At 59.8% G+C, this 12784-nt stretch carries 2 protein-coding genes; both read right to left on the reverse strand.

Translation table 11 applies throughout. The annotated features are described in order from the left end of the window. Positions 1-9761 (reverse strand): beta strand repeat-containing protein (locus IC609_RS14450; protein ID WP_191820242.1); only part of this gene is annotated, 9761 nt, incomplete at its 3' end. A gap of 84 nt (positions 9762-9845) precedes the next feature. Further along, positions 9846-12784 (reverse strand): beta strand repeat-containing protein (locus tag IC609_RS14455; RefSeq protein ID WP_191820243.1); only part of this gene is annotated, 2939 nt, incomplete at its 5' end.

Raw genomic sequence — 12784 nt, forward strand, 5'->3', positions numbered from 1 at the left:
GTGCCGTTGGCGTCGTTGGCGTCTTCCATCACGATGAGCATGGCACCGCGGTAGGTGATGCCTTCGGCGCTGAAGTGGCCATTGGCGTCGGTGGTGGTGCTCTTGAGCAGGTTGCCTGCGGTGACATAGAGCTTGACATTGAGCGCAGCAATCATGGGGCCGGCCACGCCAGCGCCCGTCAGGGTCAGGCCCACCTGCACGTCGCTGTCCACCAGCACCTGGGCAGCCAGGGTGTTGTGGTTGTAGACGTTGTAGGTGTTACCGCCCTGGGTCACGTTGCCCAACAGACTCCAGGCGCCCGACAGGTTGAGTGTGTCGGCACCGGTGCCGTCAATGACCAACTGGTCTTTGCCGCCGCTGGTGGCGGCCAAGGTGTAAGTGCCATCGCTCCAGGAGTTGCCGTCGGCACTGATGCCGGTGATCACCTGGTTCGCAGCGCTCATGGCCAGCACGCGGTTGGCGTCCAGGTTGAGAACGTTGGCTGCGGTGTCGGTGGCCAGGTCGATGCGCTCGATGCTGCTCAATGTGATCAGGTTGCTGGGCAGCAGGTCGAGCGTGGCGCCGCCGGTGGCGGTCAGCGTGTCAAAGCCGCTGGTGCCGTTGGCGGTTTTGGCAAAGGCGAGGTTGTCGGCCTTGCCCGCTGCGGCCAGGACCAGCACCTGGGTGTCGGTGAGCGCTGTCACCTGTGGCTGGCTCAGACTGTTCACCGCCTGATCGGTCAGTTTGGCCACTTCGCTTGGTGCGATAGTGCTCAATGTGGTGGCCGACAAAGCGGCAACCACATCAGAGTCATATCCGGTCAGCACAGGAGTGTTGGGGCTGACGAGCAAACTGGCTTCACCGTTGGTGTACATGCGGTAAGCTTGGCCATCCCAGCCCAGCACCACCGTATCAGTGTCTTGCCAGTTGCCAAGTGCCACGATTTGATCACCCGCCTCGGCCTGGATGATCAGGCTGTCGTTGTCCGAAAGTTGAAGTACATCGTCTTTGGTCAGCACCAGCTTGTGGTTGCCGTCACCGGTCATGTCGATCTTCTCGATGCGCTCGAGCTTGCGCAGTCCATTGGCGTTGGCCAAGTAATTACTCACATGGCTGCTCAAGTTCAGATCTCCTACGAAGTTCATTCTTAGGATGTCGTTGCCTGCACCGCCATCGAGCAGGCGGAAGTTGCCATCGTTGATGATGATGCGGTCAGCGCCTCCACCGGCATAGACCGCATCGGCTCCTGCAACCATAAAGGTCTCTGCCGCCGCCGTGCCATGGGCGTGTTGGTTCAACAGATTGGCGCTGGCCAAGAGACCACCTCCCGTTGTCGCAGACAGATCAAAGTAACCACCACTGCCCGCTACGGAGGAGTTATAGGCGTTCCACTTTGCACCCAAGAAGGTGGTGGCTTCGGCCACTTCCGTTGCACTCAGGGCTTTGGTGAAGATGATGAATTCACTGTAGTTGCTGTCAACTCCATACGTCCCCACAGCAGCAGCATCCCATGCGGCCCACTGCACACCACCCATTTCAAACTGGATGGATGCGTAGTTGCCTGTACTTCCCCCCGGGCCCGTAAGGGCGCCGCCTCCAGTGACGTTACTTGCGTTGGCGTAAGCACTTACCTGGCGATTTGTGCCATCACCGTCATACACTGTGGCTCCAATAGCGGACGCAAGCATCGCATCTTGTGCGACTTGGGCACCATGAACAAACTCAAAACTTTCGCCATCTTGAACAAATCCCCTGTATTCAAAAGAATTGTATTTCCAATCGCCAGAAAGAGTCTGTGCTAAATAAGTCCAATCGAAATAGTTACCACCGTTGCTAACCTTGAAGAATGTGATGTCTTGCTGGTTTGATAGGGCCGCAGCTAATGCTGGGGCGTTACTATCCAAACGGGTTGAAGAGGTGGTTGTTTTTGCAAAATCAACCGCCCAAGCACCATTGACACCCGTTTGTTGCAATGTGGGCGCCAGGAAATTGGCAGCTGTGAGTCCCGCGTTATTAGTCTCCGTCTGAGTCGGTGTACGCAAAGAGAATTCAATGGAGGTGTCAGTTTGGCTCTTCCAGCTGCTCACCGCTGTGCCAGCAACGTTGCTTTGTGCTGTTGTTACGTCACCGTCCAAGTTGCCAGCGTCGAGCCACAAGGCCATGTTGCCCAAGCGAGCGAGTGTGCCTCCTTGTTTGGTTCCGTTGATGATGATATTGCCGTTGCTTGTCACTTCGTTTACAGCAGTCAGCGAGCCAGTCGCTGTGTTACCAGACAGATCAGCGATGGTTGCTGAACCCACATTCAGGGCCATCACACCAATTGAGCTGCCCGCCACGGCGCTGTCGCCTGCACCCACGGTGTATTGGAATACCAAGTTGTTGCCTGAGGTGCCCACGTACTGAGCGGTGACAGGGTTACCACCGTTGGTGACATCCAGCGACAGTGTCAAGCCGGTCGTGTCTCCGCTGACTTTCATCAGTTCATTGAAGCCCACCTGGAAGGTGATCACGTCGCCCACGCCGTAGCTGCCGGCAGCTGTGGTGCTGGTGACCGTGGCGCTGCTCAGGTCGGGGGGAGTGTTGTCCAAAGTCACCGACAGTGGAGTGACTGTGCTGGCCAAATCGTTGCCTGCCAAGTCTTGCGCAACGCCCGAAGTTTCATTGGCACCTGTGATGTCGGTGTACGTCACAGTCACTGTACCGCTGGTGGCCAATGTGCCATCCAGGTTGAGCACGATTTGCCCATTGTCCACACTGACGCTGCTGATGGAACGGCCGTTGAGCCCATCTCCACCCAGCGTAAAACGGGCAGAGTCAGGAAGCACGCTCAGGTCCATGGCCTCGTTGAAACTCAGGGTGATGGTGCTGCCTGCGGAAGCTGCATCGATGCCCAACAGAGCGGGGGACTGGCTGTCAATTTTGGTGTTGGCCACATCGCCAAGAATGTAGGTGTTGGTCAGGGCATTGCCTGCCAAGTCTGTAATGCCGACGAAAGCGCCGCTGACGATTTCCAGCCCATCGTTGTCCGAGTCCCCCGGCGCAACCGTGTAAGAGAAGGTGGCAGTGTAGCTGGAGGTGTTCGCGTCGTTTGAAATACCAACCAAGGTGGCGATTTTGGCCCCACTGTCTATGCCCAAATGCAGGGTTGATGCGCCGACAGTGCCTCGGATAGCTTCACTGAAGGTGGCAGTGACGGTGACCACGTCGCCCACCCCATAACTCTGGTCGGATCCAGAGTCACTGAATGCCACATTGGTGACGGTGGGGCTTGAGCGGTCAATCGTGAACAGGATGCTGCCATCTGCCGAAAGCTGGGCAGAACCTGCGCCTGCGGTATATGTCGGACGTGGAGAAGCAGACAAGGTGGTGCGATCTACCACTGGCATGGACATGGCACGAAGATCGTAGGTTCCCTCAGTCAGCACTGAGGTGTCGGCGACCCAGCTACCGTCTGCAGCTTGGGCAATGCCAAGGACAGTTTCACTGCTGTCCATAATCCCGTCGTGATCGACATCGTTCCAGACAGTGACACCACCCACGGTTGCAGTGCCTCGCAGAGTATTGGACAGTCGGTTGCCAGTGGCACTGTAATCGTTGAGCTTTAAAGTGGTGGCGGTCTCGTTGGCGACCTGTACGGTAAGCACCGAGCTGGCGGCCGAGCGGTTGCCAGCCTGATCCACTAGCACGGCATAGATTTTGTGGATTCCGTCCGCCAAATCCACATAAGCCCTTGCAACACCGTTGCTTGGGGCGATATTGCTGGCGACGTTGTTCACATAGGTGGTGAGCTGGGTGTCACCCGCGCTGTAGGCACCATTGTTGTCTGTGTCCAAGTAGAACTCTACTGTGGTGTCTGGCTCGTAGCCGTCGACTTGTGCGTGTAAATAGTTGTTTTGGTTGCGCAGGGTAATATTGTCTGCAAGACCGCTCAGTTCCAAATCGCCCGGGGTGCGGGTGTCGTTTCTCAGGTTCAGGTTGGTGGGAGCTGCAGGCGCGGTGAGGTCGATGTTGACGGTGGCCAAGGCAAAGACCCCTGTGGCGCTACCTGCACCCTCAACCCGGGCGGCAAAGGTATGGGAACCTGCACTCAAACTGTTGGCAGTGAGGTCCAGGAGGAACTCTGTAGCGCTGGCACCTTGAGTTGCATTGTGCGCCACACCGTCTACATAGACCACCAGGCTTTCACCTGCAACCAATGCTTGATTAAGTGTGAGGTCGTAAACCAGAGTGCTGTCGTTGGTGACAAAATCTGTGGCACTGATGGCTTTGGCATTGCTGATGGTGAAGGCCGTGACCATTGTGGAGATACTGGGCAAGTCCACAGTGGCCGCGCTGCTCACCAGCACACTGGCTTTTCCGTTGGTGTAGAGCTGGTAGCTGTTGTTGTCCCAAGCCCGCACGAAGGTGCTGGTGTTTGCCCACCCCCCGCCCGCCAAGCTGATGGTATCACCCGCCTCGGCCTGGATGATCAGGCTGTCGTTGTCCGAAAGTTGAAGTACATCGTCTTTGGTCAGCACCAGCTTGTGGTTGCCGTCACCGGTCATGTCGATCTTCTCGATGCGCTCGAGCTTGCGCAGTCCATTGGCGTTGGCCAAGTAATTACTCACATGGCTGCTCAAGTTCAGATCTCCTACGAAGTTCATTCTTAGGATGTCGTTGCCTGCACCGCCATCGAGCAGGCGGAAGTTGCCATCGTTGATGATGATGCGGTCAGCGCCTCCACCGGCATAGACCGCATCGGCTCCTGCAACCATAAAGGTCTCTGCCGCCGCCGTGCCATGGGCGTGTTGGTTCAACAGATTGGCGCTGGCCAAGAGACCACCTCCCGTTGTCGCAGACAGATCAAAGTAACCACCACTGCCCGCTACGGAGGAGTTATAGGCGTTCCACTTTGCACCCAAGAAGGTGGTGGCTTCGGCCACTTCCGTTGCACTCAGGGCTTTGGTGAAGATGATGAATTCACTGTAGTTGCTGTCAACTCCATACGTCCCCACAGCAGCAGCATCCCATGCGGCCCACTGCACACCACCCATTTCAAACTGGATGGATGCGTAGTTGCCTGTACTTCCCCCCGGGCCCGTAAGGGCGCCGCCTCCAGTGACGTTACTTGCGTTGGCGTAAGCACTTACCTGGCGATTTGTGCCATCACCGTCATACACTGTGGCTCCAATAGCGGACGCAAGCATCGCATCTTGTGCGACTTGGGCACCATGAACAAACTCAAAACTTTCGCCATCTTGAACAAATCCCCTGTATTCAAAAGAATTGTATTTCCAATCGCCAGAAAGAGTCTGTGCTAAATAAGTCCAATCGAAATAGTTACCACCGTTGCTAACCTTGAAGAATGTGATGTCTTGCTGGTTTGATAGGGCCGCAGCTAATGCTGGGGCGTTACTATCCAAACGGGTTGAAGAGGTGGTTGTTTTTGCAAAATCAACCGCCCAAGCACCATTGACACCCGTTTGTTGCAATGTGGGCGCCAGGAAATTGGCAGCTGTGAGTCCCGCGTTATTAGTCTCCGTCTGAGTCGGTGTACGCAAAGAGAATTCAATGGAGGTGTCAGTTTGGCTCTTCCAGCTGCTCACCGCTGTGCCAGCAACGTTGCTTTGTGCTGTTGTTACGTCACCGTCCAAGTTGCCAGCGTCGAGCCACAAGGCCATGTTGCCCAAGCGAGCGAGTGTGCCTCCTTGTTTGGTTCCGTTGATGATGATATTGCCGTTGCTTGTCACTTCGTTTACAGCAGTCAGCGAGCCAGTCGCTGTGTTACCAGACAGATCAGCGATGGTTGCTGAACCCACATTCAGGGCCATCACACCAATTGAGCTGCCCGCCACGGCGCTGTCGCCTGCACCCACGGTGTATTGGAATACCAAGTTGTTGCCTGAGGTGCCCACGTACTGAGCGGTGACAGGGTTACCACCGTTGGTGACATCCAGCGACAGTGTCAAGCCGGTCGTGTCTCCGCTGACTTTCATCAGTTCATTGAAGCCCACCTGGAAGGTGATCACGTCGCCCACGCCGTAGCTGCCGGCAGCTGTGGTGCTGGTGACCGTGGCGCTGCTCAGGTCGGGGGGAGTGTTGTCCAGGGCAATACCACTGACAGTTGCATTGGCGATGGCATTACCGGCGGCATCGGCCAGCACATTACCACCGACTGGCTGTGTGTAGTACACATCTACAGTGCCGCTGGTTGGCAGTGTGTTTTGCAAGGTCAGGGTGACCGTGGCACCACTGATGGCAACGCTGGTTACGGTGTTGCCTGCTACGGCGAAGGCACCAGGGACCGGAGCGTGTCTGGCATCTAATGCTTCGGGCAGCTGCAGGGTAATGGTGTTGCCTCCGGCTGTAGACCCTGTGGCGGTAAGTGTGGGGGCAACAGTATCCACGTCGACTACCACGTAGGCGACGGAGCCTACCCGGCCCGCTGCACTGTCTGCGCCCTGCACGGCCAGGGTATGGCTTCCATGCGAGAACGTGCCGGCAAGGTCCAGAGCGAAGTGGCCACTGTTGTCGGTGGTACCGCTGGCCAGCAGGGTCTCTCCAGCATCCAAGCGGCCGTTGGCATTCAAGTCTTTGAACACACGCACTGCACTGTTAGCCACAGATGTGCCCTCAAGGCTGAGGCCACTGGTGTTTTGTGTCCGCAGGTCACCCAACTGGCCCGTGTCGTCGGCATCGGCCAAGGTCAGGGCGGTAGGCGGAACTGCAGCAGGTGAGGTATCTACGGTGATAACCAATGCGCTAGTGATACCGACATTTCCGCTAACCTCTGTGATGAGGGCACGCACATGGTTCACGCCTGCGGGCAGGCTCACATCGCGCTGGAAGAGGCCATTGGTATCTGCAGTAACGGAATCCAAGCTTTCTCCGGGGTCAATCGCTCCGTTTTGGTTGGCGTCCCTAAAAAGCTCCACGTGTGCCTTGGCACTGGTGGTGCCACTGATGGTCAGGCCCGTCGTTTGGGCTGTGAGGTTGTCGCTATTGCTAACCCCCAAATCATCGTCGGCGGCCAAGTCAAGCGTGGCTGTCGGAGCCACGACACTGAGCGCCACGGTGAAGTTTTGGGCAGAGGCGTAGCCACTGGCATTGCCAGCAGCGTCGATCAGGCGAACGTCTACGTTGACAGAACCGTCACCAATGGTGGTAATCAGGCTTAGCGGGACAGTAACGGTTTTGGTACTGCTGGTGATGTCAGTGCTGGTGAGCACGGCATCTAGGGTCTGCACAGCGGCAGTGGTGGTGTTTACCCAGCGAATTTCAACACGGTCGCCAGCTACAGCGGCAGTGCCCACCAAATTGACAGAAATGTTGGTACCGTTTTGGGCTTCACTCGCATTGAGGGTTTGAAGCACTTCCTGTTCCATGGCAAATGCGGGAACGCCAGGAGCCTGGGTGTCGCCCGTGGCGTTGATGACCGCCTGGTTGCTCAGATTGGCCACGTCGTTTCCTGCCCGGTCTTGGAGGTCGCCGGTGGCGTTATCAGCGCTGTCGCTGTCGGTGTAGCTGAAGGTCACCACATGCCCGGCGTTGACCGGGCTGGCCAGGGTCAGCACCAAGGTGCTGCCGCTGATGCTGCGGGCCGTGACGACCACCGGGGCTGCGCCTGTGCCCGTGTCCACATTGACCGTGAACTTGTTCAAGTCAGGCAGGTTGGTGGCATCGAGCGGGTGGCTGTAGGCCACCACGAGCTGGTCACCGTTGACCGTAGCGCCCTGGAATGTGGGCGCTGCAGTGTCACGCTCGATCACCAAGGTCTGGCTGACCGGGCTGGTGCCGGTGCCGTCGGTTTGTGTGGCGGTGGCGCGCACCAGGCCATTGGCCACGGTGGCGGTGGCGGTGGCGGTAAAGACGCCGGTGTTAACGTCGGCTGTGACGGTTTGGGTTTCACCGTTGTCGACCACGTTGTCGCCGTCGGCGTCCACCCAGACGCTGACGCTGGCGCCTTGGCGGGCGGTGCCCGAGAAGGTCAGGATGGCCGCGTTGGTCAGGCGGTCGCTGCTGCTGGCACCGGTGTCACCCACGCTCAGGCTCAGGTTGGTGATGGCGTCAGGGGCAATCAGAGTGCGGATGGCGCTCAGACTGGCGATGCCACTGCCGTTGTCGGCGCTAGCGGCGATCTCGGCCAGCACAGCGCTGAGGTTGTTGGCGGTGACGCCGCTGATGCCCAGCGCTGCAAAGTCTCCTGGGGTCAAGCCCAGTGCATCGCGGTCCATGGCGTAGTTGGGGTCCGTGGGGTCCATGGCGGCCAATGCAGAAAGGCGCTGGACCACATCGGCGATGCCGTTGATTTTGGCGGCTGAGTCGATCAGCGTCTGGTTGGCATCATTGACGCTGTCGATGACGCTGTTCATGAGCGCGGTTTGGCTGACCGTTTGCAGGTCCAGACCCAGGCCGCTGGCCGGGTCAGTGAGTTGCTGTGCGCTCAGGCTGTGCGAGAGGTTGTCGAGCAGGCCGGCCGCTGCCAGGGCTTGCAGCTGCGCACCGGTCAGGGCCTGCACTTGCGGCTGTGACAGATTGGCCACCTCTGTGGGCGAGAGGTTGTCGATGACGCCTGGGAGCACGCTGTCGATGGCGTCAGCGCGCAGTTGCAGCACCTGGGGGCCGGTGAGGCTGCTCAGGTCGGCCACGGCGGCCTGGGCGCTGGTCATGACGGCCAGCAGTCCGTTGGGCAGGCTGGCCACGACCTGGGCCGACAGGCCGTCGATGAAGTTGGGCGACAGGGCGGCAAAGGCGGTGGTGTTGACCTGGTCGAGGTCGTCCACATCAATTTGCTGGCCTTGTGCGGTGCTCAGGGTGCCCAGTTTGGCGGCGTTGGCGCTGTCGTTGAGGTAGGCGGCGATTTCAGTGGGGGTCTTGTTGCTGAAGTCGAAGGCCAGGAATGGTGTTTTGGTGTTCAGGTCAAAGCCGGTGACGGCGCTCAAGGCGGCGTTCAGGTCAGTCGTCAGCGCTGTGCGTGCGTTGTGGGTGAGCACGGCGCCGTCGGCAAAGACCAGTTTGTCCCGGCCCAGGGTGGTGGCGCCGTTGGCCACGGTCACTTTTTCTGTCCCGCCATTGATGCTGCGGGTGAAGGTGATGGCGCCCGAGACTTCGGTCAGACTCTTGGTGTAGTCGGCCCAGTTGCCTGTCAGGTAGATCTGGTCCTCTCCCCCAAAGAGGTTGCGCGCATCCACCGTGGCGCCGGCCTTGACGTAGACCTTGTCCACCTGGCCCGTGCCGGTGGCCACCGTGGTCTGGCCCGCTTCGGTCATGGCAAAGGTGGCGCCGGTGGTGGTGCTGGTGGTCGAGGCAAAGGCCCGCAGGGTGTTGCCCGCCGGGGCCGTGGGGCTGTAGGCGGCGCTGGTCAGGCTGTTGTTGACGCCCGAGACGCCGGCCAGCGCTGCCGTCAGGCTGCCTTGCAGCGCGGCGTTGGCCTGCTGGGTACCCACGGCGCCGTCGGCAAAGATGAGCTGGTCGCGGCCCAGGGTGGTGGCGCCGTTGGCCACGGTGACTCTCTCGGTCAGGCCGCTGGTGCTGTCGGTGTAGCTGAAGACGATGGCGCCCGAGACGCTGGTGATGTCTTTGGTGTATTGGTCCCAGCGGTGGTTGAAGAGGACCACATCGGTGCCACCAAAGAGGTTACGGGCATCCAGGTCCACGCCTGCAGCCGCCCAGACGGTGTTGACGCCGCCGCTGCCGGTGGCAATCAGCTGCTGTTCGGCCAGCGCGTATTCGGCCCCCGGGGTGCGCAGATCGAGCAAGTCTGCAAAGGAGCCGCTGATGAAGTAACGAAGGATGGTGGACATGGTGTGTTCCTCTGAATTTGTTTGTTTTGGAGACCCGGAAGGCTGCGCCTGGCACAGCCCTGCGGGTCAGGGGGCTGCAAAGCCTTAAGCGGCAATCACCATGCCGGTGTTGCTCCAGTTGTTGGAGATGACGTTTTGCAGCAACTGGTCAGTGACCACCGATGCCGGCAGGGTGATGCCGCTGGCAATGACAAAGTCAATGAAGTAGGCCCCCCCATTGACCGCATCGGTGCCTTCCACCGCCAGCTGCAAAGGCTGACTGACAGTGCCCAGTCCCCCGGCAAACACGTTGGCATTGAGCGAAGCCTGCGGATCGGTGTTGGTGTGGTCCTGGTTGTCCACATACAGCAGGTCGTTGATGCCGAAGTTGTTGAGCAGCATGTTGCCCGCGCCCTGCAGCACGGTGTTGGCTTGGGCCCCGGAGGTGAGAATCACGCCTTTGACCACGGCAGCGAAGTCACCGCTGGCCAGATCCAGGGTGGTCTGGGCACCAGTAGGTGAACCCACGCCCGTGGCATCAAACCATTTGAGGGCGTTTTCCAGGGCACCGGTGGTGGTGTTCATGGATTGGGCTTGCGCAGCGTTGGCAAAGCCCGCGCCCGGTGCCACGGTGCTGAAGTTGACCGTGGTGAAGGCTTGTGTGTCCTGGCCGGTGGTGACGCCGGTGAAAGCCCCCGTGGAGACAGCCAGGCTGTAGTTGGAGGCCAGGTCCAGATCAAAACCGGGGTTGATGATGATCTTGGTGTTGGCCCCGCTGCCCACGATCGTGACGCGGCTGGTGTCGGTCACGCTGAAGGTCTGGGTGTGGGTGGTGCTCTCGCCCTGGTAGCCGGTGCCCCCCAGATCGGTCAGGGTGATGCTGCCCCCGCTTTTGGCAGTGACGGTCTCGCCGACGCTGAGCACAATGCTCGAGCGCACGTCGAAGTTGGTCACAGCGCTGCTGAGTGTGGTGGACAAAGACGGCGCAGCCACAGCGGTGATGACAAAGTCATCGCTCACGCTCAGACCACCGCCGTCGGTGGCGGTGACGCGCACGGTGGTGGTGTCTGCGCCGGTGGGGTTGCCGCTGAAGGTTCGGGTGGCCGCATCAAACGACAACCACCCCGGCAGTGCCCCGCCACCGGCAAGGCTAGCTGTGTACGTCAGGGTGGTGTTGGCGTCGACGTCTGCGAAGACGTTGGCATTGAACGTGAAGCTGTCCACAGCGCCGCCGACGATGAAGGTCTGGTCAGCGATGGCGTTGGCTACGGTGGGGGCTTCGTTGACGTTCTGCAGGTTGATGGAGATGGCTTGGGCCTTGCTGTTGCCAGCGGCGTCGGTGACGGTGGCTGTGATGTCATAGACGCCATCGGCACCGCTGTCGTCTTTGGCTTCAAAGTTAGTCACGCCAGTGAAGGTGAGCACACCAGCAGAGGACAAGGTGAATTTGCTGCTGTCAGTGCCGCTCAAGACGGTGTTCCAAGTCAGCGGACCGTTGGAGTCGGTTGCCTGAAGGTTGATGCTCTTGGGCGCGACATCGGTCAATGTGTTTTCGTTGACGTTGTAGTTGGCCGTGACAACGGGCAGCGTGTTGTCAACGAGGTAAGCGCCGGTCTGCGCGATGGCATTGGCCGTGGGGGCGGTGAGCGCCACGTTGTTGGCGTTGACGATGCTGCCGCTGTCGGCCACCAGGCTCTTGAGGGTGATGGCCGTACCGTTGCCTGCGGGTGCGTTGGCAGTGAAGACCAACGTGTCTGTGGCCGTAACGGCTGCGCGGGTGGCTGTGACGTCATTGCCGTTGACAGTGAACACCGCGGTCAGGCCAGCGGTGCTGGTGACAGCCTCGGACAGGGTGACGGTGAAGGTGAGCGTGTCACCGCTCTTGCCGGTGGTGGTGGTGCCCACGGCATCGGCCACGGTGAAGCCGCTGACCGATGGCGCAAACTGATTGCGAATGGCCACCAAATCCGCCAAGGTGACAGGGGTGCCGTCGTTGTTTTGCGTGGCCAGATGGCTCAAGAACGCCGCACGGTTGGTGTCGTTGACAACAAAACTGGTGCCCAGCAAGGCGTTGAGCTCTGCGTTGGTGGGCGCGGTGTTGCTGCCGGTATAAGCGGCCACGGCACTGGCGGCGGTGGCCAGGGTCTGGATTTCGGCCAGCTGGTCGGCATCGGCTGCGGCTTTGACGTCGAGCACGTCACCCAGGAGCGCGGCTTTGGCGGCACTGTCGATGCCAGTGATGCCCAGGGCGGTGTATTCGGCTTGGGTGGGCTGGGCAGCGTTGTCGTCTGTGCCATTGGCCAATGTACCGATTTTGCTGACGGCCGCGGCCAGGTCGGTCAGGTTGATGTTGCCCGCTGCTTGCGCGTCGATCGCTGCGTTGAACATGGCCTGTTCAGCTGCAGTGTCCACCGCTGTAAAGCCCAGACCTGCAGGGGCCGCGCCGCTGATTTGGGTGGAAGACAGCGGTGAAGCGAGGTTGTCGAGCAGACCTGCGGTGTTGAGGGCGTTGATTTGGGCGGCAACCAAAAGACCCTCTTGGGTTGCATCCAGCTTGGCCAGCACTGTAGCGCCGTTGATCGCCGTCAGGCCTGTGAAGTCGATGCTGTCCGTCGCACCATCGGCAATGTCGTCCAGCAAATTGGCATTGGCCAAGGCCAGCAGTTCGGCGGCGCCCAGTTTGGCCACTTGCGCGTCGTCCAATGTGGCGATCAGTGTGTCCGGGGCACTGGCCAGCACGTTGGCTTGCAGCCCATCCACAAAGTTGGCCGACAGGCCCGCAAACGTGGTCAGGCTGTCGAGTTGGTCAACCCCCACTTGCTGGCCTTGCGCCAGCGTCAACGCCGCTTTTTGGTTGCTGTCGAGCGCGTTGAGGATGGTGGCCGTGTCGGCGGCACTCAGGCCTGCAAAGTTGATGCTATCCGTCGCACCATCGGCAATGTCGTCCAGCAAATTGGCATTGGCCAAGGCCAGCAGTTCGGCGGCGCCCAGTTTGGCCACTTGCGCGTCGTCCAATGTGGCGATCAGTGTGTCCGGGGCACTGG

Origin of the sequence: Limnohabitans radicicola, assembly GCF_014837235.1 — a bacterium.
Classification (GTDB): domain Bacteria; phylum Pseudomonadota; class Gammaproteobacteria; order Burkholderiales; family Burkholderiaceae_C; genus Limnohabitans_A; species Limnohabitans_A radicicola.